This is a genomic window from Priestia sp. FSL P4-0332 (genome assembly GCF_038005845.1).
Taxonomy (GTDB): domain Bacteria; phylum Bacillota; class Bacilli; order Bacillales; family Bacillaceae_H; genus Priestia.
The window spans coordinates 5095670-5120208 of the sequence record NZ_JBBOUA010000001.1 but is presented as its reverse complement, the minus strand read 5'-3'; the positions used below and the strand labels follow the sequence as shown (position 1 = coordinate 5120208).

Genomic DNA, 24539 nt, shown 5'->3' with positions numbered 1-24539 from the left:
CTAACTGAATCGATAAAATAAATAATAGTCTATATCAACGAGGTGAAGTTGTGAAAGGAATTCGATATATTACAGAAGGAGCAGCTCTTTTAGCGCTGTTTGTGGCGCTGTTGCTTTTTTCACTATACATACCTGTTGTGGGAACCATTTTTCAACTAGCGCTAGCTGTTCCATTTATTGTGTATACCGTTCGTCATGGGTGGAAAAAGGCAATATTATTTTTAGTAGTAGGGTTGTTATTGACTTTGTTATTTGGAAATGTGTTGACTCTTCCTTTTACATTTGTATTTGGTATTGGTGGATTAGCAATAGGAATGCTTTACCGACAAAAACAAAAAAGGTATACCATTTTACTAGGCGGCACGGTTGCATTTAGTTTAGGTTTACTTTTATTGTTCGTAGGAGCAAATGTCATTTTTAATGTTAATTTAATGGAGCAAATAAATAATGCTTTAGATCAATCGATTAATCAAAGTATTGAAATGATGAAAAGTTTAGGACAAGACGTTAAGGAATCTCAAATTGACCAAATGAGAGATGCATTTGATATGTTTAAAAATCTGTTGCCTCTATTAATTGTTATAGGTGGAGTTATTCTGGCCTTTTTCTCTCAGCTTATTGCTACGCCTATTCTTAAAAGAACAGGTTATGAGGTGCAAGCATTCCCGCCTTTTCGTGAATTCAAACTTCCTAAAAGTATTCTATGGTATTATTTGATTGCATTAATCTTATCCTTCCCATCTTTTAATATTGAACAAGGTACATTTATGTACGTAGCTATTATCAACATCGTGATGGGACTGCAAATGTTAGTAGTGTTACAAGGGATCTCTTTTATTTTCTATTTCTCACATCAAAAAGGGTATGCCAAAGCAATTCCAATTGTTGTAACAATTTTAGCATTAATTATTCCAATTATCCTTCAAATTGTGCGCATCTTAGGTATAATTGATTTAGGATTTAATTTAAGAAAACAATTAGACACAAAAAAGTAGATATTGTGGAACTTAAAAAAGTAGGAGCTGAAATGGATGCCTGTCTTTACAAAAAAGAACGTCATTCGCTATCCATTTTACTCATTGTATAGTATAGCTCTGATTTTAGTAGGTATCGTGACCTATCATAATTGGATCATAGGAATGATAGGCTTTATATTACTATTAGCCTGTCTTTTTCTATACATGAGAATGGAGCGAATGCTGTCCGATGAGTTTGAAACCTATATTTCAATGCTGTCTCATCGGCTGAAAAAAGTAGGCGAAGAGGCATTAATGGAAATGCCGATTGGGATTATGTTGTTTAATGATGAATATCAAATTGAATGGACCAATCCTTTTCTAGCATCTTGTCTGGGTGAAGACACACTAGTGGGAAGATCATTATACGATGTAGCCGAAAGCATTATTCCACTGATCAAACAAGAAGTGGAAACAGAAGTTGTCACATTGCATGATCGGAAATTCAAAGTGGTGATTAAACGAGACGAGCGCTTACTGTACTTCTTTGATATTACAGAGCAAATAGAAATCGAAAAATTGTATGAAGAAGAACGAACAAGTTTAGGAATTATCTTCTTAGATAATTATGATGAACTAACGCAAGGAATGGATGATCAAGTTAAAAGTAACTTGAATAGCCAAGTAACCTCAATGTTAAATAATTGGGCTCAAGAATACGGTATTTTTATTAAACGTACGTCTTCTGAAAAGTTTATTGCGATTATGAATGAACAAATCTTAATTCATTTAGAGCGAAGTAAATTTTCTATCTTAGACCAAGTTCGAGAAGAGACGTCTAAACAAAATATACCGCTTACATTGAGTATCGGTATTGGGGCTGGTGCGGCTGATTTACCCGAACTGGGTGCTTTGGCTCAATCTAGCTTGGATTTGGCCTTAGGTCGTGGTGGAGACCAAGTAGCGATTAAACAGCCGAATGGAAAAGTGAAATTCTTTGGGGGTAAGACAAACCCAATGGAAAAACGGACGCGCGTACGTGCAAGGGTTATTTCTCACGCGTTAAAAGAGCTCATTACAGAGAGTGGAAAAGTGATTATCATGGGTCATAAGTATCCGGATATGGATGCTGTAGGAGCTGCTATTGGGATACTAAAAGTAGCCCAAGTAAATCAGAAAGACGGTTTTATTGTATTAGATCCTGATCATATCGACACAGGTGTTCAGCGAATGCTGGAAGAGATTAAAAAGAAAGAAGGCCTGTGGGAACGATTTATTACGCCTGAAGAAGCCTTAAATCTTGTGAGTGATGATACTCTTTTAGTAGTAGTAGATACGCATAAGCCGTCCCTGGTTATTGAAGAAAGGTTATTAAATCGTATTGAAAATGTCGTGGTCATTGATCATCATAGACGAGGAGAAGACTTTATCGAAGATCCTCTTCTTGTCTATATGGAGCCATATGCTTCCTCGACAGCAGAACTCGTTACTGAGCTTCTTGAATACCAGCCAAAACGATTTAAAATTGATATGCTAGAAGCAACAGCACTTTTAGCCGGTATTATTGTCGATACAAAAAGCTTTACATTACGCACGGGATCTCGTACGTTTGATGCAGCGTCCTTTTTACGTTCTCAAGGCGCAGATACGGTTCTTGTTCAAAAGTTTTTAAAAGAAGATATCACGCAATATGTACAGCGAGCACGCTTTATTGAACATGCAGAGATTTATACAGCAGGTATTGCCATTTCACGAGCTGAACCAAACAAAATGTATGATCAAGTGTTAATTGCGCAAGCTGCAGATACGCTGCTTTCAATCAGTGGAGTGGTTGCTTCGTTTGTTATTTCTAAGCGACGGGATAATCTAATTGGCATTAGTGCTAGATCGCTGGGAGATATCAATGTACAAGTTATTATGGAAAGTCTCCAAGGCGGAGGCCACTTAACGAATGCTGCTACTCAGCTTCAAGACATTAGTTTGGATGAAGCTGAAGAACGGCTTAAACAAGCAATTGATGAGTACTTAGATGGAGGTAAAAAATCATGAAAGTAATTTTCTTAAAAGATGTAAAAGGAAAAGGCAAAAAAGGTGAAGTGAAAAATGTTTCAGACGGTTATGCACATAACTTCTTATTAAAAAATGGTTATGCTGTTGAAGCTACAGGCGGTAATGTGAAAGTATTAGAAGCACAAAAAAATAGAGAGCAAAAAGATGCAGCTGCAGAACTTCAAGCAAACAAAGAGTTAAAAGCAACTCTTGAAGAACTAACAGTTGAATTAACAGCAAAATCTGGTGAAGGTGGCCGTTTATTCGGTTCTATCACAAGCAAACAAATTGCTGAAGAATTAAAGAAAAAGCACAAAATTAAAGTAGATAAGCGTAAAATTGAATTAAATGATGCAATTCGCGCATTAGGCTACACAAATGTACCGGTTAAATTACACCCGGAAGTAACGGCTACGGTAAAGGTACACGTGACTGAACAAAAATAAACGTAAGATTGAGAAATAAGTAAATAATATAAAGGGTTGGCGCGGACTTGTATTTGTTCGCGCCAACATTTATGATGAAAGAAAATACTGAAAGAATATAAGAGGGGCATAGAAATATGAGTGATCTTTTTGCTGATCGTCTTCCGCCTCAGAATATTGAAGCAGAGCAAGCGCTATTAGGGGCCATTTTCTTAGAGCCTTCTTCTTTAACCTTAGCATCTGAACTGCTAATACCTGAAGATTTTTACCGGGCATCGCACCAGAAAATCTTTACATGTATGCTGAAACTTTCTGACCAAGGTGAACCGGTTGATTTGGTAACGGTAACGTCTGAATTAGCTGACCAAAAAATCCTAGAAGAAGTTGGCGGCGTATCGTATTTAAGTGATTTAGCTAACTCTGTTCCAACGGCTGCAAACGTAGAGTATTACGGTAAAATCGTAGAAGAAAAGTCGATTTTACGCCGTTTAATTCGTACTGCAACGCATATTGCTTCAGAAGGATATGCAAGGGAAGACGAAGTGGAAGTTTTATTAAATGAAGCGGAAAAAAACATTTTAGAAGTAGCACAGCGGAAAAACAGCGGTGTGTTTCAAAATATCAAAGATGTACTTGTACAAACGTACGATGATATCGAAGTTCTTCACAATCGAAAAGGTGACATTACAGGTATCCCAACCGGGTTTAGTGATTTAGATAGAATGACAGCAGGGTTCCAGCGAAATGATTTAATCATTGTAGCGGCTCGACCATCTGTAGGTAAAACGGCTTTTGCCTTAAATATTGCGCAAAACGTTGCAACGAAAACGGATGAGAACGTAGCCATCTTCAGTTTAGAGATGGGTGCTCAGCAGCTTGTTATGAGGATGCTGTGTGCGGAAGGAAATATTGATGCACAAAGGCTGCGTACAGGTTCGCTTACAGCTGATGACTGGGGAAAGCTCACTATGGCAATGGGATCTTTGTCTAATGCAGGGATTTATATTGATGATACACCGGGTATTCGTGTAGGTGAAATTCGTTCTAAGTGTCGTCGCTTGAAACAAGAAGGCGGGCTTGGGATGATTTTAATTGACTACTTACAGCTCATTCAAGGAAATGGACGAAGCGGAGAAAACCGACAGCAGGAAGTATCTGAAATTTCTCGTGCGTTAAAAGCTTTAGCTCGTGAATTAGAAGTTCCTGTTATCGCCTTATCACAGCTTTCCCGTGGAGTAGAGCAAAGACAAGATAAGCGACCAATGATGTCTGATATCCGTGAATCCGGAAGTATTGAGCAGGATGCCGATATCGTAGCTTTCTTATATCGTGAAGACTATTATGAAAAAGATACAGAAAATCAAAATATTATCGAGATTATTATAGCCAAGCAGCGTAACGGTCCAGTTGGAACCGTACAGCTTGCCTTTGTAAAAGAGTACAATAAATTCGTTAATCTCGAGCGGCGCTTTGATGACGCAGGAGTGCCGCCTGGTGCATAAAACCTCTCAATATGAGAGGTTTTATTTTATTGTTATCGCATTCGTTCCGCAAAATACGATATATTTGTAATAACTTTTGTTAAATCGTTCGGATTTAATTGACTTTAGCGTGATAAATTGATACACTTATCCATGGTTAAATTATGTCGTAGTGAGCTGTTGCTTACTAAGCGGAGGTGCTTAAGATATGTCTTCAGTCGTTGTAGTAGGAACACAATGGGGAGATGAAGGAAAAGGGAAGATTACAGACTTCCTATCAGAAAATGCAGAAGTGATTGCACGTTACCAAGGTGGGAACAATGCAGGTCATACAATTAAGTTTAATGGTGAAACTTATAAGTTACATTTAATTCCTTCAGGTATTTTTTATAATGACAAAACATGTGTAATTGGAAACGGTATGGTTGTCGATCCAAAAGCGCTTGTTCAAGAATTAAAATACTTACATGATCGCGGTGTAACAACAGAAAACTTACGTATTAGTAACCGAGCTCATGTGATTCTTCCGTATCATTTAAAATTAGATGAAGTTGAAGAAGAACGTAAAGGTGAAAATAAGATTGGTACAACGAAAAAAGGTATTGGACCAGCTTATATGGATAAAGCAGCACGTGTTGGTATTCGAATTGCCGATTTACTAGACCGTGAAGTATTTGAAGCAAAATTAACACAAAACTTAGCTGAAAAGAATCGCCTTCTTGAAAAAATGTATGAAGTAGAAGGCTTTACATTAGAAGAAATTTTAGATGAGTACTATGAGTATGGTCAACAAGTTGCAAAATATGTTGTTGACACATCAGTAGTATTAAATGATGCGTTAGACGAAGGACGTCGTGTACTATTTGAAGGCGCACAAGGTGTTATGTTAGATATCGACCAAGGAACATATCCATTTGTTACATCTTCAAACCCAGTAGCGGGTGGAGTAACAATTGGTTCTGGTGTAGGTCCATCTAAAATCAAACACGTTGTAGGTGTATCAAAAGCGTATACAACTCGTGTTGGTGACGGTCCTTTCCCAACTGAATTAACAAACGAAATCGGTGATCAAATCCGTGAAGTAGGACGTGAATATGGTACAACAACTGGTCGTCCTCGCCGTGTAGGTTGGTTCGACAGTGTAGTTGTACGCCATGCTCGTCGCGTTAGCGGAATCACAGATTTATCTTTAAACTCAATTGATGTATTAACGGGAATTGAGACATTAAAGATTTGTGTAGCTTACCGTTATAAAGGGGAAGTTATGGAAGAATTCCCTGCTAGCTTAAAAACACTTGCAGAATGCGAACCTGTATATGAAGAGCTTCCAGGTTGGACAGAAGATATTACGGGTGTGAAAACATTAGATGAGTTACCTGATAACGCTCGCCACTACTTAGAGCGAGTGTCTCAATTAACGGGTATTCCTTTATCTATTTTCTCTGTAGGTCCAGATCGCACACAAACAAATGTATTACGTGGTGTATATAGCTAAATAAAAAAGGTTAGCTCCTCGTGAGCTAACCTTTTTTTATTTATAATTGGTGCTTTGTTAACAAGATTTTTAAAAAAAGCTCAATAATAAAAAGAAAGTTTTAAAAAAACTATTGCATTCATATGAAATATCATGTTATTATAATAAGCGTCGCTAAGAGATATAACATGAGCCATTAGCTCAGTTGGTAGAGCATCTGACTTTTAATCAGAGGGTCGAAGGTTCGAGTCCTTCATGGCTCACTTTTGTTACAACGTGGCCCGTTGGTCAAGCGGTTAAGACACCGCCCTTTCACGGCGGTAACACGGGTTCGAATCCCGTACGGGTCATTTTTAATATTTTTAATACATAGCATATAGACTGAGGTCCCGTGGTGTAGCGGTTAACATGCCTGCCTGTCACGCAGGAGATCGCGGGTTCGATTCCCGTCGGGACCGCCATTTTGGCTCGGTAGCTCAGTTGGTAGAGCAAAGGACTGAAAATCCTTGTGTCGGCGGTTCGATTCCGTCCCGAGCCATCAAAAAGCATGACTTTATTTAAAGTCATGCTTTTTTCTTTTATTTACATTTAAAAGAAAACGTTATTTGCTTTGTATCTCTTTTGTGGTAATATATTACTTTTGTATTTAGAGATGGTTGAAAATCATATATCTTCATGTATAGTAGAGGATGAACTTGTGACGTTTCAAGGGTTATCAAGTATAATAAAACTACGGTATTCAAACAGTATGAATACTATCTTTTATATTTTGCTTCAACTAATAAAGGAGAACGATGATCATGGATAAACGTATTTTAGTCGTAGATGACGAAAAGCCGATTGCAGATATTTTAAAGTTTAATTTGCAAAAAGAAGGTTACGAAGTATTTTGTGCTTATGATGGCGTAGAAGCACTTGAAAAAGTGGAAGAAGTACAGCCTGAAATGATTTTATTAGATATTATGCTTCCTCAGAAAGATGGAATGGAAGTTTGCCGAGAAGTACGCAAAAAATATGATATGCCAATTATCATGTTAACAGCAAAAGACTCTGAAATTGACAAAGTTTTAGGTCTAGAATTAGGTGCAGATGATTATGTAACTAAGCCGTTTAGTACGCGTGAATTATTAGCACGTGTAAAAGCTAATTTGCGTAGACATCAGCAGGTAGCTGCTCCAACGGAAGAAAGCGAAACGAATGAAATTACAATTGGAGCACTTGTTATTCACCCAGATGCTTATATCGTGTCTAAGCGCGGAGAAACGATTGAACTGACTCACCGTGAATTTGAGCTGCTGCATTATTTAGCGAAGCACATTGGACAAGTCATGACGCGTGAACACTTGCTTCAAACTGTATGGGGTTATGACTATTTTGGTGATGTGCGTACGGTAGATGTAACAGTTCGAAGATTACGTGAAAAAATTGAAGATAATCCAAGCCATCCAATGTGGATTGTAACAAGACGTGGAGTAGGCTATTATTTACGCAGCCCAGAGCAGGAGTAATTTTAGATGAAGAAAGTAAGGCTCCTGCAATCTATTCATTTAAAGTTTGTATTGATTTATGTGCTGCTCATTTTAATTGCGATGCAAATTATTGGGGTCTATTTTGCACGACAATTAGAAAAAGAATTAGTTAACAACTTTCGAACGTCTCTTCAAGAGCGGACAGACTTGCTGACGTATAACATTGGACAAGAAATGGTGAAAAATCGTGATGATGATTCGCCCACTCTTGAGGAAGACTTAAAGACTATTTTACGAGATTTTGCTTCAAGACCCAATTTAGCTTCAAATGATATGAATGACATCTCTGAAGTAAGAGTCATTGACCAAAATAGAAGAATCATTGCTACATCGAACTCAAATCCTCAACAGATCATAGGTAAAAAGACTAATGATTTAGCGATTACAAATGCGTTGTTAGCAGGAACGAACTCTGATAATGTATTTGTTGATCAAAGCGGACAGCGAATCAGAGTTATGATACAGCCTATTCGTTTACAGGATAAAGTAGGTGCCAGTCAATCAAATTCAACTAATAAAAATGGAAAAGTTCAGTCTAGCGAAGAAATCTTAGGTGCTATTTACTTAACAGCTTCCATGGAGCCTGTTTACGATCAAATGAGTAATATCAATCAGATCTTTAAGGCAGGTACGGTGATTGCTCTTTTTATTACAGCTATTTTAGGCGTGTTTTTAGCTCAGACGATTACTCGTCCAATGTCTGAAATGAGAAAACAAGCACTTGAGATGGCCAAAGGGAATTTTACGAGAAAAGCTAAGGTATACGGGTATGATGAAATTGGTCAGCTAGCTCTCACATTCAACAACTTAACAAGAAAGCTTCAAGAAGCACAGGCAACTACAGAAGGGGAGCGCCGCAAGCTTAGTTCGGTATTAGCTCATATGACGGACGGCGTTATTGCTACGGATCGAAAGGGAAGAGTAATTTTAATTAATGATCCAGCTGCAGCTATGCTAAATGTTTCACGTGAAACGGTTTTGTCTGATCCAGTTGTTTCCCTATTAGATCTTGAAGAAACGCATACGTTTGAAAGCTTGCTCGCTAATCAAGAGTCATTAATTTTGGACTTTAGTACAAAATCAGATCCCTTTATTTTAAGAGCTACCATTTCCGCTATTCAAAAAGAGACCGGTTTTATTAACGGGATTATCATTGTCTTGCATGATATTACAGAGCAGGAGAAAATTGATCAAGATCGCCGAGAATTTGTAGCCAATGTTTCACATGAATTGCGTACGCCGTTAACAACGATGCGCAGTTATTTAGATGCGCTTGCAGAAGGAGCATGGCAAGATAAGGACTTAGCTCCAACATTTTTAAATGTAACGCAAACGGAAACAGAACGAATGATTCGTCTCGTTAACGACTTGCTTCAATTATCTAAGCTAGATAGCCAAGACTACCGATTTAGTCGTGACCCAATCAATTTTGTGAAGTTCTATCATTACATCATTGATCGCTTTGAAATGACAATTGAACAAGGTATTTCGTTCGTGCGCGACTTGCCAAATGAAGCAATCTATGTCGCTATCGATCAAGATAAAATTACACAAGTATTAGATAACATTATTTCTAATGCAATAAAATATTCACCTGAAGGCGGAACCATTACATTTTCAATTGCTCAGCATACGCATGAAATTGTTGTGAGCATTAAAGACCAAGGTATGGGAATTCCAAAATCAAATTTAGCTAAAATTTTCGAACGCTTCTATCGTGTAGATAAAGCACGAACGCGTAAATTAGGCGGAACAGGATTAGGGCTTGCTATTGCCAAGGAAATTATTGAAGCACATGATGGACGTATTTGGGCAGATAGTCAGGAAGGAAAAGGAACAACGATTTACTTTACTCTTCCGATTGAAAGTGAGAATGATGACGAATGGGAATGAGATATGAACATATCAAAACGGCCATCTTAGTTGTTCTCGTCGCTTCCAGTTTAATTATGACGTATCATATATGGACGTATCAGCCTTCTTATAAGGTCATTTCAAAAAATCAACATTTGCAGGAAGTTGAAGTGAGTTCAAAAAGTAAAATAGAAGATCATATTCTTCCAACAGAAGTTCTCTATCATCGAAACGATAATCACTACATGTCTCACGACGAAGATGATGTAAACAAATGGGTAAATGAAATGAAAAAGTGGAAATTTTCGAATGTGACGGACGTTTCGGATGCTATTTCTCCTGATGGATTTTTAAATTATGTCCATGGAAGCAATTCTATTGAAGTGCTGTATCCAGACGCGCTACCGTTAAAAACATTTCAACAGCTTTTTTCATTTTCTCAAACGTCTTTGCCTAATCAAACATTTGACCGTGTACTCATTAAAATTAAGCGTACACCTTCCTTTTTCGTGAGCGTGTATCTTGTGAATTATGAGCAAAAAAAGATTTATTCGGTTACAGTCAAGAATTTGGCCAAAGATGATATCAAAGAATTAGAAGATAAAATGAAACGTACGTATGCCCCGAGCTTTGTATATAAAGAAAACAAAAATCGGTATATCTTCCTTCCAGAAAACAATATCACGATGAATAGTGAAGTCTACTATACGAGCATGAGGCATTTAGATATTGAAAAATATAAAGAAGCGCTTTTTAACAACCCAGACTATGCACGGAAAGAAACGTCTACAAACCGAGATGTCTACACCGAAGGTACAAAAGTGATTAATGTTAATACGAAGACAGATGTGATGGAATATGTGAATCTTGTAAATTCTACGACCGAGGTAATGGAAGATTATAATTTAATAAATCGCAGCTTTAGCTTCGTTAATGACCACGGCGGCTGGACGGAATCTAATTACAGGTTCAACAGCTGGAATCGTATTACAAAAGAAATTAGCTATCGTTATTATAAAGATAACTATCCCGTGTACAGCAATCAGGGAATGACTGAAATATATCAGAGATGGGGAAATGCGGAGATTTTAAATTACCGTCGTCCTCTTTATCGTTTTGTAAGAGTACAGGATTCCAGTGTAGAAAAGCTGCAGTCATCTCAAAAAGTGATTCAATTAATTGAAAAACACCAAAACTTTGACCCGAATCTGTTAAAAGATATTTCAATAGGCTATCAGCTAGAAGAAGTCTCACAGCAGCCAAAAACCGGTGAAAAGACGGTTGAGTTTAATTCTAACTCTGTCAAACTCGTTCCTTCTTGGTTCTATTATTATAATAGCAAGTGGTATCGAATTGCACCGCCGACCGAAGGAGGCGATAACGATGGATTGGAATAGAACAAAAACCATCTTTATTTTCACTTTCTTGATTCTTAATATTTACTTAGGCTATCAGATTTTTAAAACTCATCAAGAAGATCAGTACTCTCTATTTGTAGAGTCGAGCGTTGAAGAACAATTAACGAGTGAAGGCATTGAATATAAACATTTACCTGTAGATGTGAAGGAAGCTTCGTCGTTAAATGCTAAAAGCAAACTGTTTAAAGATGAAGATTTAAAAAAGCTTAAAGAACAAAAAGCAACGCTGCTTGAGGAAAAAACAATTCGAAGCGCATTAGAAAAACCTTTTTCAGTACCTGAAAAAAGTCCCGAAGCAAAGCTAAGTCAATTTCTAAAACGGTATGTGATCTCAGGTAAGGATTATGAGCTATGGAATGTTAACAAAGAGAAAAAAACAGTTACATTCTTTCAAAAATATAAGAAGCATAAAATCTTTGATAATGAAAATGGCATGATTGTTGCTCACTTAAATGACAAAGATGAAATTATTTCTTATGAACAAACGATGCTGGGTTCTGTGAAAACGTTGGATGATGAGCAGGATGTTTTAACGCCTTTAAAAGCATTGGAAAATTTGTTTTTGAAGGGTGAATTGAAAAAGAAAGATTCTGTAACAAAAGTAGAGTTTGGGTACTATACGTTTGATCTGCCGTTATTAAATTCTCAAGTTTTAGCACCAACTTGGCATGTTATTGTAAATGGAGACACGAGTTATTTTGTCAATGCCTTTGAAGGGCAGATTATTAAAAAAGGAAATAAATAAGTATTTGGAGTGAGATAAATGAGCCTGCATTTCAGCGTGCTAGCGAGTGGGAGCACAGGAAATGCGATTTTAGTAAGTGATGGAGAACATTCCTTACTAGTTGATGCAGGGCTGAGCGGAAAACAAATGGAAGCTCTATTTCAACAAGTAAATCGCAATATCCCGGATTTATCAGGAATTTTAGTGACTCATGAACATAGTGACCATATTAAAGGACTAGGTGTTCTGGCACGTAAATATAAGCTCCCTATTTTCGCAAATGAAAAAACGTGGAACGCAATGGATGGCTTGATCGGCAACATTGATACGGAACAGAAGTTTCACTTTGAAATTGGCCAAACGAAATCGTTTGGCCAATTGGAAGTGGAGTCTTTTGGCGTTTCGCATGATGCTGCAGAGCCTATGTTTTATGTCTTTCATCAAGGATCTAAAAAATTAACCCTTATTACGGATACCGGCTATGTAAGTGACCGCATGAAAGGTACGATTAAAAATAGCGATATGTACGTATTTGAAAGCAATCATGATGTTGAAATGCTGAGAATGGGGCGCTACCCTTGGAGCATTAAAAGACGAATTCTAAGCGACGTGGGACATGTATCAAATGAAGACGCGGCTCTTGCAATGGCAGATGTGATTGGAGATCAAACCAAACGCATTTACTTAGCGCATTTGAGTCAAGACAATAACATGAAGGAAATTGCCCGCATGTCTGTTGCGCAAGTGTTACAACAAAAAGACATCAATGTAGAGGACAATATTCTCCTATGTGATACAGACCCAAAAAGACCAACTGATATTGTTTATGTATAGTCTCTAGAAAGGAAGCGAAAAATAACTTCATTTAGTACGTGAATGCAGACATTCACGATGATAAATGAAGGGTTCGGTGATAGTGTGGAACATTATGATGAAGGCCAAGAGCCAAATAGTCGGCCGCCTAAACGCCGCAGAGGATATTTCGCTTCTGCTCTGATTGGAGCAATTATAGGTGCACTTATTGTACTGCTTCTTATGCCAGCCTTGGTGAGGAACGGGATTTTGCCAGATGGATGGATGACGGATGAAAATAGAGATGAACAAACGGGATCTACCATCCAAAAATCAGTATCTCTTGACGTCACTACGGCCGTCACAAAAGCTGTTTCTGAAGCCAATGCAGCAGTTGTAGGAGTTGTAAACATTCAGAACTCTGAAAGCTTTTGGAATGATGAACGAACTGATGCCGGAACGGGCTCAGGTGTTATTTACAAAAAGCAAGGCAACAAAGCTTATATTGTGACAAACTATCATGTCATTAAAGGCGCTAACGAAATTGAAGTGAGCTTCAGTAACGGTACAAGGGTATCGGCTAAAATTCTTGGCAGCGATGATTTAATGGACTTAGCAGTTCTTGAAATTGACGCAGGCCACGTGACAAAAGTGGCTACCTTCGGAAATTCTGATAAGCTTAAAGCTGGTGAACCAGTGATTGCTATTGGAAACCCGTTAGGCCTTCAATTTTCTGGCTCCGTTACACAAGGAGTTGTCTCAGGGGTTAACCGTGTCATTCCTCAAGATTTGAATGGCGATGGAAACCCTGATTGGCAATCAGAAGTTATTCAAACAGATGCCGCCATTAACCCTGGTAATAGCGGGGGTGCTCTTGTTAATATTGATGGTGAATTAATCGGTATTAATTCCATGAAAATTGCCCAAGAAGCAGTAGAAGGCATTGGTCTTGCCATTCCGACCAACATGGCTAGGCCCATTATTAATGACTTAGAACGATATGGTGAAGTCAGACGTCCGTATCTTGGAGTTAGTACACTATCATTAAGTGAGGTATCAGGGTATCATTTAAAAGAAACCCTTAAGTTACCGCATGATGTAGTAAACGGAGTTGCTGTTCTAAAAGTCGAGCCAGGTTCGCCAGCCGCTAAAGCCGGATTAAAGGAATATGATGTGATTGTTGAGTTAGATCACAGCAAAGTAAGGGACATTGCGACACTTCGCAAACACCTCTACATTGAAAAAGAAATTGGCGATAAAATGAACGTAACGTTCTATCGCGATGGCAAAAAGAAATCCACAGAAGTAAAATTAACGCGTCAAATGAAGTGAAAGAAAAGTTATCCACAGGGGATAAACTCCTGTGGTTTTTTAATGAAAAGAATAGAGAAAGGAAGATAAATACATGAAGATATATTGCTGTTTAGAACATACAGAACTAGCGCTGGATGTAATGGTAGATGAGATTGAGCTAGCGCCGGTTTTTGAAAAAATAGAAAATTCCACTGACAAAAAAAGCTGTGAATATTGTGACAATGAAGCTGTATATGTAGTAGGGAACTAATATTCTTATACAAAATGTGGATATAGCATGTGGATATGTGGATAATATCTGTGGATAAGAGATAGAAGAGAGGAGAATAGCCTGTGAATATCTCTATTATAACCATTGGGAAGCTAAAAGAAAAATACTTAAAACAAGGCATTCAAGAATATTTAAAGCGTTTATCAAGCTATGCAAAAGTAGAAATTATTGAGCTTGCAGATGAAAAAGCGCCAGAAAACTTAAGTGAATCTGAAATGGAACAGGTGAAACAAAAAGAAGGAGAGCGCATCTTAGCGAAAATCTCAGACGATACTCACGTAATCGCATTAGCTATTAACGGAAAACAAAAATCTTCCGAGGAACTCGCAAAAGAAATTGATTCATTAGCTACCTACGGAAAAAGCAAAATAGCGTTTGTCATTGGCGGGTCGCTTGGTTTAAGCAGCGAAGTAATGAAACGCTCAAACGCAGCCCTTTCTTTTTCAAAGATGACGTTTCCTCATCAGCTTATGCGCCTAGTATTAGTAGAACAGATTTACCGAGCTTTTCGTATTATTCGAAATGAACCTTATCATAAATAGAACGTGTGGATATTTTTTTATTAAAAGCTGAGGCAGAAGGAAATGTAAAACCTTCTGCCTCAGCTTTTATCATATGTGGATAAATAGCACACGTCTATAAAAAAGAACAAGAGATTCTTCTCTCCGATAAAATGTTAGAACAATTGAGTTTAAGCAAACGAGATCTTATTTAAGAAACAGAAAAACCTTCGTCTTCTTTCACTCCAGCTCTGTCTTTAAACTCATCAAGCAACGCACGCACTTCGTCAGTTGTTTCCGTGCTCATGAGTAGATTTCTTAATTCACTTGCACCGCGGAATCCGCGAACGTAAATTTTGAAAAAGCGTCGAAGCGGTTTGAAAGGGCGCGGCTCTAATTCCTCAGAATACTTATCATGAAGATCTAGCTGCAGGCGAAGAAGTTCTAATAGCTCTTCGCTTGTGTGCTCTTTCTTTTCTTTTTCAAACGCAAACGGATTATGGAAAATTCCGCGTCCAATCATGATTCCATCAACGCCGTACTTTTCAGCAAGTTCAAGACCTTTCTGGCGGTCAGGAATATCACCGTTAATTGTTAGTAGCGTATGAGGCGCAACTTCGTCACGAAGCTTCTTAATCTCCGGAATTAACTCCCAGTGCGCGTCAACATCGCTCATTTCTTTTTTCGTACGAAGGTGAATAGAAAGGTTCACGATATCCTGTTCTAAAATGTGCTTCAGCCAGTCGTACCACTCATCAACTTGCGTATAGCCAAGACGAGTCTTTACGCTTACTGGAAGCCCTCCAGCTTTGGCTGCCTGGATAATCTCAGCCGCAGTATCTGGACGGCGAATCAGACCAGAACCTTTTCCGTTTCCTGCAACGTTCTGTACAGGACAGCCCATATTAATATCAATTCCGCGAAAGCCCATTTCGGCCATGCCGATACTCATTTGACGGAAGTATTCAGGCTTGTCTCCCCAAATATGCGCAACGATTGGCTGTTCATCTTCTGTAAACGTCAATCGTCCTTTTACGCTATCTTTTCCTTTCGGGTGGCAGTAGCTTTCCGTATTCGTAAACTCTGTAAAAAATACGTCAGGTCGTGCTGCTTCGGTCACAACATGGCGAAAAACGACATCCGTCACAGCTTCCATCGGTGCCAAAATAAAAAACGGACGCGGCAACTCATGCCAAAAATTATCTTTCATCTTATATCTAAACCCTTTCTTTTAGGGAAAACATATTCCCAAAATTAAAAAGTGTAATTTCTTTTATCAGGTTGAATGCCAGTATAAACTTCAACCAATATATACTTTAATGGTATGGAACGAAAAGTGCAAGGGAACGAGTGGTTTTGTTTTGCTGGAAATACTTATTGAAACAAATTTTATATCTAGTATTAGTGGGGTATAAGCAATTAAAAGCGAGCCTGAAGGCATGTACCGGATACCTGCGAATAAATATCCTAAAGCATTTGGTTTGTGTTTAGGCACTTTCTCTAAGGATATTATAAAGTATTCACCATAATTATGATTACGATAAACGATTTTATAAATAACTTTTACTATATAATATATAAAAAACCACGTCTGTCACTGTACAACAGACGTGGCTTCATTACGTATTAATGCTTTTTGTAAGGAGCGCCGTCCTTAGAAGGCAGTCCAGAAATGTATCCTACACCACCTGTTTCTTGAATGCCAATGCTTTCTTTCATTGCATTAGCTAGCTCTTCTTTATCAACAGCGGTAATATTTTTGTCGCTGATGTCCTCGCCCGGGTGCTGATAGTTGCTTAGTACGTAGCGAGAGTTTTTAATGTTTTCTACTGCACGAAGTCCTGTTGCTTCTGCTCCCACTGGAACTGAAAGAATGCGCGATAGTTTTTTGGTTTTTACATTGTAAGCCCATACGAAGTTGTTTGTGTGCAGTGAGCTGTCTTCTCCGATAAAGAGTGTATTTAAGTCATTTGAATACGTAAGGTTATCAGGGTTGGCAATTTTATTTGGATCCGCTGTATTACCGTATGCATCTGCTTTTTCTAGGTCTTGTCCAATCAGTAGCCCTTCCATGCTTGCAGGAACGTAGCGACTGTTAATCTTGCCTTTTGCTTGGTCTTTTTGATGCGATCCTAAGTTCAGCTGGTAGGTCACACCAGACTCTAATCTTGGAAGCTGGATATCATCTTGGACAGCACCAGATTCTTTTAGCATGGCACTATTTTGGTAAGAAATAGCCATATACGCTTTTTTATCTTTTTTGTTAACCGTTAGTCCTTCCATCTTGTTGAATTCAGATGTTGCACCTAAAATTGCACCGTATCGGCGTGATTCTAAAAAGGCAGCTGCTTTTTCCATGCCAGGCTTTACTTTTAAATATTCAACTTTTTTACTTGCGGCGGTTTTGACTGCTTTAAATCCTTTTGTAGGCTGTTCAGCTGTTTCAAAAATATCACTAAATTTTGTGCCTTTGTCGATTATTGTTTTCACTTCACTGTCTGTTGCATGGCCAAGCTTAATCCAATGAAGGTCGCCTTTACCTCCATTGTTCGTACTCGTTTGTTTGAATTTTGCTGCATAAAGCGTTCCTGCTGAGAAGTCTTTCTCCTTATCTGCTACATACATAAACATCATGGTATTAGATCCATCATCGCCAAAAAGAGCGGTTTTATTATCTGGAAGTACCTGCATCATTTCGTGTGAAAAACGACCTGTGCTGTAATGTTTTACGACGGACGCATTGCCGCTTTCATCCACTGAAATTTCTGGAATCCAGCCATAGTAGTAAGGATTTGCTTTTGACGTGTCACCGAAATAAAGCTTAGCGAAGTTCGTGACGTCTTTATAAGAGCTAGATGAAGGGTCTTCAAAAGCACGTGCATCAGGCTCGTATTCTTCTGAACCAAGGTGAGTACCCCAATCTGTTGTAGAGCCATTACACGGCGTCCATAAACCATTCACATTAGAAAAATCAATTTTTTTAGCATGGTTGACGGTTAGTTTTCCTGTTTTATCATCTCGGTCAACTTGTGTAAGCGTCATTGAAGCAGGAAGACCGGAAATCTCTTTTCCAGCATTATTAACGGATTCATATTCATAATGTGAAATAATATAAGACTTACCGTTGATGGTGATAAAGCTGTTTGAATCCGGTGCGTCTGATACGTACGGTGAGGGCTTATCAGGAACGCTTCGGTCAATAATTGGATCCCCGTTTGCATCGATCGGTGTACCTGCGGCGATTAATTCCCCTTTATTATCGACAATTTTATCTTTTGAAAGAAAGAGTTGATTATAGTTAAGCGGCGTTTCTTCAACGCTTCCATCTTTATACGTTACTTTTACAGATGCCTCTGTATACGTTTTAATCATATTTTCAATCGTAGTAGGTGCTTTCATTGGCTGAAACTCGACGCTTTTGATTTGTTTTGGATGTTGAACTGGATGATGCTCTGCTGCAAAAGCAGAAGCGGCGCTAGAAGCTAAAAGAGTGAGAGATAGTCCAAGAGATACTCGTTTTTTCATGGTTGATAACCTCCAAATTGTATTCATACACTTATTAAATCATTTGATTGTTGAGGAAATATAAAGAGAAGCGCTGGATTTGTTGAGCTGTCGTTAAGAACGTTGAACATTTACATGACAAGTTTAACTAGAAGTTATTCAGCTATCTTTCAGAATTTGTTCAGATAGCATTCAGCTGGGCTTCACAGTGAATTCATGTTCTGCTCTTACAATAAACACATAGCTAAAGGCGACAGGAAGCGCTTTGGCTCGTACAGCAAAAGTGAAAGGTATTTTAGCAGAAAAAAACGTTACTCCAATAGCGCTATTTTGATAAATGACCGCTGCTAAAAACTTTAGCTTGTGCTGTAAATACATTGGAAATTAGGCGGAGGTATAATCATGATTGGAAAAGTATTAGCAGGAAAAGCAGTAGTAGCAAAAGCGGTGGGAGGTGCCACAATTGGAACAGCTATCGCTCTTGGTTCAATGACAAGCGCATTTGCTTCAGACGGCCAGCACATTACTTCAACAAAAGCGTCGGCTCATACCGAAGCGGCAACATATACGCAAGCTCAAGCAAAAGCAATTGCCTTAAAGAACTGCGGAGGAACGGTTCAATCAGTTTCTTTTGAAAATAACGCCTATACGTTTTTAATTCACGGACAAGATAATCAAGACCATCACGTGAAAGTAAATGCACACAGCGGAAAAGTGGTAAAGGTTGAAAAACTATCTTTTTCTCGAAGTGAGGCACAAGCAGTAGCGTTGAAAAACTGTGGAGGAACGGTTAAGTCGGTAGGCTTCAACGATGGAGTATATACGTTCTTAATTCACGGAAAAGATAGCCGTGATCACCACGTAAAAGTGAATGCACAAAGTGGAAAAGTGATTCAAATTCAAAGCGCTGCATTTACAAAAGCACAGATTCAAACGATTGCATTAAAAAATTGCAGCGGAACGATTCAATCAAGTTCATATGCAAATGATGTATACACATTTTTGATCCACGGAAAAGACAACAAAGATCACCATGTGAAAGTAAACGCTGAAACTGGAAAAGTAATTAAAGTCGAAGCGGTAAAGTTTACACAAGAACAAGCTAAACAAGCTGCTCTTCAACAGCACAAAGGAACGGTTCAATCTGTTTCGTTCAGTGAACAAGCATACACGTTTGTGATCAAAGGAACAGACAATGTAAAACATACTGTAAAAATAAGCCCTCAAACAGGAAAAGTGTGCTGATTTGATAAAAAAGACGATTGCTTTACAGCAATCGTCTTTTTTTACGTTAAGGGCAATACAATTTCAAAAGCAGTTCCTACATTTAATTTGCTTTTTACACGTATTTTTCCCCTGTGCAGCTCTATAATAGATGCGCTGATGGCTAAACCTAAACCTGCTCCTCCGTATGCTCGAGAGCGTGAAGCATCAGCTTTGTAAAATCGCTCAAATAAATGAGCAAGGTGTTCTAGAGGAATGCCGTGACCGTTATCTTGTATTGTTAATGAAAATTCTTTCTCATTTGCTTTTCCTATCACTTGAATAACTCCTGTAGTTGGATTTGTATGCTGTACTGCGTTGGAAAATAAGTTTAAAACAACTTGTTTAAATTGATCTTTGTTAATGTCTGATGGTAAAGGGCTTGGGAAGTCGAATAAAATTTTTCTGTTCCCGGCCAATAGCATTAATTGAGGTTTCATATCTAAAATCAATTCATCTACAAAACAGCACTCTTTTTGAAACGTCGGAAGTTGATCAAGCTGAGCAAGAAGCAGAAGATCCTGAATCAGTTTGCGCAGTCTTTTGGACTCCCCATACATGCTTTTTAATGCGTCGTTTAATTGGTCTGGATTACTGCTAGCCCCTCTTAGTAAAACTTCTAAAAAGCCATGAATGGATGTAAGCGGCGTTCGCAGTTCATGAGAAGCATCCGCCACAAAGCGCCGCATTTGTTCTTTGGCATCTGTTTCAGCTTTAAATGCTTCTTCAAGACGCTCAAGCATTTCGTTAATAGAAAGAGAAAGGCGATCCATTTCGATTTGTCCTTGATTAACAGGCAAGCGGTCATGTAAGCTTCCTGCATTAATATGCTCCACTTTTTTAGTAATAGTAAACAAAGGGATTAACGTCTGTTTTAAAACAGAAGAAAAAACAAAAAAAGCAATGGTCATTGCAGTAAGTGAAAGCATTAAAAAGATTATCATTTGTCTGATTAACAGGTCTCTTAGTGATTCTGTTGGAGTATTGATTTGAATAACTCCCTGGATTTCTCCGTCAAAGACAATTGGTTTTAAAACAATGACTTGCTCTTGATGACCATCGATTTTCTTTATGAGGCTCACCGTGTTGTCCGGCTGTTTGATGTTTTTCATTACTTGTTTATATGTAGATGCAGAAAGCTTAGGAAAGTAAGAATGATGTGGATCCTTAGCCAGCCGTAAAAATGTGCTTTTTTGATTGATAAAGGTAATATTAACACCCGGGAAATAAACCATGGGTCTTGATCTTTTTACATTCTGGCTTGTTTCAATATCATGTTTCCAGACATCATCGGGAATCAAGTGAATTTGGTCTTCGATGCTTTTAATTTTATTCGTGTAAATAAATTGCTTCATGAACACGTATTGAAACAAGCCTATCAGTATCAGTAAACTCAAAATAACAAGCAAACTTCTGAATAAGAGCTGAAGGCGAAGAGAGTTCAGATGAAAGAACCGTTTGTGCTTCATGAAATATCAATCCGGTATCCTACACCGCGAAGCGTTCGAATGACGGTTCGGCTATGGTCCTGTAATTTTTCTCTCAGTGATCGAATGTATACTTCTACAATGTTTTCTTCTCCTCCAAAATCATATCCCCACACTCGATCTAAAATGGTGGATTTACTTAGTACGAGACCGTGATTAATAACCAAGAATTTTAAGAGTGCATATTCAGTAGGGGATAAATCAAGTATGTGATTAAGGTATTTAATTTCTTTGCGGCGGTCATCAATTTTAAATGGACCGATTGATACTTCGTCTAATAAGTTGGGAAATTGATTGCGGATTCTAGCTTGAATGCGCGCAAGAAGTTCTTCAAAACTGAAAGGTTTGACCATATAATCATCTGCTCCAATAGTCAGCCCTTTTACTCGATCGTCTACTTGATCTTTTGCTGTTAGCATAATGACAGCTATATTCCCCATTTTCTTCAACAAGCGGCATACTTCAAATCCATCCATTCCTGGAAGCATAACATCTACAATAGCGATATGGGGCTTGAATTCTTTGGCTACATTAATTCCTTCAATTCCGTCTTGGGTAGCTTTAATATCAAATCCTTCATTCGTTAAACCCAAAGATAAAAACTGTAAAATAGTTGGTTCGTCATCTATAAGCAAGACTTTAATTCCTTTTAGTTGTTCCATCATGTTGAAAACTCCTTTGCTCCTCTACTTTCTATTATGCTTTTTTATCTGAAACAGCACTGAATAATAGCTGAAAGCAAGCTGAAAAATAGTAGCTATTCTTATATCTTCAGCTAACTTTAAGCTTCTATTCGTCTTATTCTCAGAAATCTTTTGCATAATGGACGGCGTACTAGATAAAACGCCATAAATTAGACGGAAAGTCTAATGGTGAAAAAGGAGGAAATTCAAGGATGATTAAATGGGCAAAAGTATTGTCTACATCTGCTTTAGGAACTGCAATTGCATTTAGCTCTATTACAACGAGTCACGCTGCAGAAATGAAGACAGCTAAAGCAGAAGCAACTGAACATGTGAGTATCTCGCAAGCTCAGGCAAAAGGTATTGCTCTACAAGATTGCAAAGGGACAGTTACGTCTACGGAATTTAAGCAGGAATCAAGTGTGTATGTAATTACAATTGTAACGAATAACCTGGAGCAAAGAATTGTAGAAGTAAGTGCGAGCACTGGAAAAGTAGTAAAGAAGCAAGAAGTGAAGTTATGGGCACAAAATCAAGTGAAAGAATCTGTTTCTAAGCAGTATAAAGGCGCTATTCAATCTATTACCTTTAACAAAGAAACGCGTGAATATACGTTAACTGTAGTAGATGGCAAAGTAGAATATACGTTAACTGTAGATGGTCTAACGGGAAAAGTCATTCATGAGAATAAAAAAGAGCTGCAGCTAATGTCAGAGCAAAAAATAAAAGAAGCAATTGTTAAACAATATAGTGGTTACGTATATAGTCTAGAATTTAAAGAATCCGCTAGTCAGTATGTCGCAGTGATTCTTAAAAATAGCACTCAATATACAGTAACGTTAGATGCTTTCACAGGAAAAGTAGTTAATACTTCTCAGCAAGAAGTGAAGGTATTAACGAGACAAGATGCAAAAGATCTTGCATTGGCTACATATGCAGGTAAGGTGAAAATGGTAGAATATGATCAAAATGCAGCGATTTTCACAGTGAAAATAATCAAAGATAATACGGAATACACGGTTACAATCGATGCGGTTTCGGGTGAAATCACAAATGTAAAACAAGATAAGCTTCAACTGTTAACGGAGAACGCTGTAAAAGATCTTGCTTTAAAACATCAAGAAGGAAAAGTAGAGCATATTGAGCTTATAACAGAAAACTCAATAACTGTATACGTAGTAACCTTAGTTAGCGGAAGCAAGCAGCAGACGCTTAAGTTCGATGCTTATACGGGACAAGAGTGCTCATAATTTTTTATCTTAAAACATAAAACATACATTTCATTTTTCATTCATATCAAGCAGAGGGTGCTTCAAGGCATCCTCTGCTTTTCTATTTATAACTAGAAACGGGGCTGTTTATCTATGTTAAGATAAATGTAGATTATTGTTGTAAAATGGATAGAACTAGAATGAAATAAATTAAATAGATAGGGTGTACACATGAGAAAAGAAGTACAAGTTATAGCCAAAGAAGCTTTTATTAAAAAAGTGAACAAGGGTTATCCACTCATTGAAAAAGATGCGCTTGTTGATGGTCATAAACTGCAAGAAGAAGGGGTTATTATTAACTTAGTTACTCCCAAGAATCAATTTTTAGCCAAAGGCTATTATGGAAAACAAAACAAAGGCTACGGATGGATTCTTACGAAGAAGAAAAGTGAGCAAATTGACGCGGCGTTTTTTGCTAGAAAAATTCAGCAAGCTATTTCATCTCGTCATGACTTTTATGCGTCTGAAGACACAACTGCTTTTCGCATATTTAATAGTGAAGGTGACGGAATCGGCGGCTTGATTATTGATTATTATGACGGATATTACGTCATGAGTTGGTATAGTGAAGGAATTTATCAATTTAAAGAATACGTCATTGAAGCCTTAAAGTCTGCGCCTAACTTTAAAGGGCTGTACCAGAAAAAACGTTTTAACGTAAAGGGGCAGTATATTGAAGAAGATGATTTTGTAGCAGGGGATAAAGGTGAATTCCCTTTAATTGTAAAAGAAAATGGTATTCGTTTTGCCGTTTACTTAAATGACGGAGCGATGGTGGGAGTCTTTTTAGATCAGCGAGACGTCCGTAAAACGATTCGAGATAAATATGCAAAAGGAAAGACCGTGCTAAATATGTTTTCGTATACAGGCGCATTTTCAGTGGCGGCCGCTCTTGGAGGAGCTGCGAAAACAACAAGTGTCGATTTAGCCAACCGCAGCTTGGCAAAAACAATTGAGCAATTTAGTGTAAATGGAATTGATCACGAAGCACAGGACATTATCGTAGAAGATGTTTTCAAGTATTTTAAATATGCGGTCAAGAAGAACATGACCTTCGATCTTGTGGTGCTAGATCCGCCAAGCTTTGCTAAGTCGAAAAAGCATACGTTTAGCGCGGCAAAAGACTACAAAGATTTATTAAAAGAAGCCATTGCGCTTACAAAGCCAAACGGTGTCATTGTAGCATCTACGAATGCAAGCAATTTTGATATGAAAAAATTCCATTCGTTTATTGAAAAAGCTTTTAATGAAAAAGGGGAACGGTACAAAATGATGGAGCAGTTCGCTCTTCCATCTGATTTTAAAACAATAAAAGAATTTAAGTCAGGTAATTATTTAAAAGTCGTGTTTATTCAAAAAATAAATCGCTAAATGCAAGGCTGCATGATGAACTCATGCAGTTTATTTATTTTTGATAAAATAACGATTACAAGCTATTTGAAGGGGACAAAATGAAGGTAGGAGATAAATATTGTCAATATATATGATAAAATAATAAAGGAATTATGCTCAATACTTCACAATTTTACAATATCATCCTTACG

20 protein-coding genes and 4 tRNA genes are annotated in these 24539 nt (G+C 37.8%); 20 read left to right on the top strand and 4 right to left on the bottom strand.

The genetic code is table 11. The features are described 5' to 3' along the window. Positions 1-50: 50 nt before the first annotated feature. The 17 genes from MKY06_RS26795 (at position 51) to rlmH (ending at position 14829) form a co-directional block, all read left to right on the top strand. Positions 51-995: a YybS family protein gene (locus MKY06_RS26795; RefSeq protein WP_013059912.1), complete on the top strand. Its 945-nt coding sequence runs from the start codon at positions 51-53 to the stop codon at positions 993-995. Between the two features lie 36 nt (positions 996-1031). Next, positions 1032-3005, top strand: a complete 1974-nt coding sequence (locus tag MKY06_RS26790; protein ID WP_013059911.1) for a DHH family phosphoesterase — start codon at positions 1032-1034, stop codon at positions 3003-3005. After that, positions 3002-3451: a 50S ribosomal protein L9 gene (gene rplI, locus MKY06_RS26785; RefSeq protein WP_013059910.1), complete on the top strand. Its 450-nt coding sequence runs from the start codon at positions 3002-3004 to the stop codon at positions 3449-3451. Before MKY06_RS26790 ends, rplI begins: the two co-directional genes overlap by 4 nt. A 116-nt stretch (positions 3452-3567) precedes the next feature. Next, complete coding sequence (dnaB, locus tag MKY06_RS26780; RefSeq protein ID WP_013059909.1) at positions 3568-4932, top strand: replicative DNA helicase; 1365 nt, start codon at positions 3568-3570, stop codon at positions 4930-4932. 187 nt (positions 4933-5119) lie between these two features. Next, entirely contained in the window at positions 5120-6406 is a 1287-nt protein-coding gene (locus MKY06_RS26775; protein WP_013085553.1) for an adenylosuccinate synthase, read from the top strand. 169 nt (positions 6407-6575) lie between these two features. Next, positions 6576-6648 (top strand) — tRNA-Lys (locus MKY06_RS26770). A 15-nt stretch (positions 6649-6663) separates the two neighbouring features. Further along, positions 6664-6735 (top strand) — tRNA-Glu (locus tag MKY06_RS26765). Positions 6736-6770: 35 nt separating this feature from the next. Continuing rightward, a tRNA-Asp gene (locus MKY06_RS26760) sits at positions 6771-6846 on the top strand. A gap of 4 nt (positions 6847-6850) precedes the next feature. Next, a tRNA-Phe gene (locus MKY06_RS26755) sits at positions 6851-6923 on the top strand. Between the two features lie 262 nt (positions 6924-7185). Next, positions 7186-7893, top strand: a complete 708-nt coding sequence (yycF, locus tag MKY06_RS26750; protein ID WP_013059907.1) for a response regulator YycF — start codon at positions 7186-7188, stop codon at positions 7891-7893. Positions 7894-7899: 6 nt separating this feature from the next. Continuing rightward, a complete protein-coding gene (gene walK / locus MKY06_RS26745) occupies positions 7900-9807 on the top strand; it encodes a cell wall metabolism sensor histidine kinase WalK (RefSeq protein WP_013059906.1) in 1908 nt (635 codons plus the stop codon). Next, on the top strand, positions 9798-11165 hold the full coding sequence (locus tag MKY06_RS26740) for a YycH family regulatory protein (protein WP_028409756.1): 1368 nt from the start codon (positions 9798-9800) through the stop codon (positions 11163-11165). Before walK ends, MKY06_RS26740 begins: the two co-directional genes overlap by 10 nt. Further along, positions 11152-11931, top strand: coding sequence for a two-component system regulatory protein YycI (locus tag MKY06_RS26735; protein WP_098277615.1), 780 nt, complete (start codon positions 11152-11154; stop codon positions 11929-11931). Before MKY06_RS26740 ends, MKY06_RS26735 begins: the two co-directional genes overlap by 14 nt. An 18-nt stretch (positions 11932-11949) precedes the next feature. Continuing rightward, positions 11950-12744, top strand: coding sequence for an MBL fold metallo-hydrolase (locus tag MKY06_RS26730; protein ID WP_014457688.1), 795 nt, complete (start codon positions 11950-11952; stop codon positions 12742-12744). Between the two features lie 57 nt (positions 12745-12801). Continuing rightward, the gene (locus MKY06_RS26725; RefSeq protein WP_098277617.1) at positions 12802-14034 is read left to right on the top strand and encodes a S1C family serine protease; all 1233 of its coding nucleotides are present in this window, start codon (positions 12802-12804) and stop codon (positions 14032-14034) included. A gap of 73 nt (positions 14035-14107) precedes the next feature. Beyond that, positions 14108-14266 (top strand): CxxH/CxxC protein, encoded by a 159-nt coding sequence (locus MKY06_RS26720; RefSeq protein WP_013059901.1) that lies wholly within the window; start codon positions 14108-14110, stop codon positions 14264-14266. A gap of 83 nt (positions 14267-14349) precedes the next feature. Beyond that, positions 14350-14829, top strand: coding sequence for a 23S rRNA (pseudouridine(1915)-N(3))-methyltransferase RlmH (gene rlmH, locus MKY06_RS26715; protein ID WP_013085547.1), 480 nt, complete (start codon positions 14350-14352; stop codon positions 14827-14829). A 169-nt stretch (positions 14830-14998) separates the two neighbouring features. Here rlmH and MKY06_RS26710 read toward each other — a convergent pair whose 3' ends face one another. Continuing rightward, a complete protein-coding gene (locus MKY06_RS26710; RefSeq protein WP_029319482.1) occupies positions 14999-15997 on the bottom strand; it encodes a tRNA dihydrouridine synthase in 999 nt (332 codons plus the stop codon). A 416-nt stretch (positions 15998-16413) separates the two neighbouring features. Continuing rightward, positions 16414-18312: a PhoX family protein gene (locus MKY06_RS26705; RefSeq protein WP_098399574.1), complete on the bottom strand. Its 1899-nt coding sequence runs from the start codon at positions 18310-18312 to the stop codon at positions 16414-16416. A 381-nt stretch (positions 18313-18693) separates the two neighbouring features. Here MKY06_RS26705 and MKY06_RS26700 point away from each other — a divergent pair, with 381 nt between their 5' ends. Then, entirely contained in the window at positions 18694-19536 is an 843-nt protein-coding gene (locus MKY06_RS26700) for a PepSY domain-containing protein (RefSeq protein WP_013059897.1), read from the top strand. Between the two features lie 41 nt (positions 19537-19577). On the opposite strand, the gene MKY06_RS26695 is transcribed toward MKY06_RS26700, so the two are convergent. Further along, the gene (locus MKY06_RS26695; RefSeq protein ID WP_098277613.1) at positions 19578-21023 is read right to left on the bottom strand and encodes a sensor histidine kinase; all 1446 of its coding nucleotides are present in this window, start codon (positions 21021-21023) and stop codon (positions 19578-19580) included. Continuing rightward, positions 21020-21703 carry a response regulator transcription factor gene (locus MKY06_RS26690; RefSeq protein WP_029319479.1) on the bottom strand — a complete coding sequence of 228 codons (684 nt, stop codon included), beginning with the start codon at positions 21701-21703 and terminating at the stop codon, positions 21020-21022. The genes MKY06_RS26695 and MKY06_RS26690 overlap by 4 nt, the downstream gene beginning before the upstream one ends. A 233-nt stretch (positions 21704-21936) precedes the next feature. Between MKY06_RS26690 and MKY06_RS26685 the strand changes: the two genes are divergently transcribed. Together MKY06_RS26685 and MKY06_RS26680 are read left to right on the top strand one after the other, a co-directional pair. Further along, positions 21937-22974, top strand: a complete 1038-nt coding sequence (locus MKY06_RS26685; protein WP_098277612.1) for a PepSY domain-containing protein — start codon at positions 21937-21939, stop codon at positions 22972-22974. 192 nt (positions 22975-23166) lie between these two features. Continuing rightward, positions 23167-24366 (top strand): class I SAM-dependent rRNA methyltransferase, encoded by a 1200-nt coding sequence (locus tag MKY06_RS26680; RefSeq protein WP_025601888.1) that lies wholly within the window; start codon positions 23167-23169, stop codon positions 24364-24366. Positions 24367-24539 lie beyond the last annotated feature (173 nt).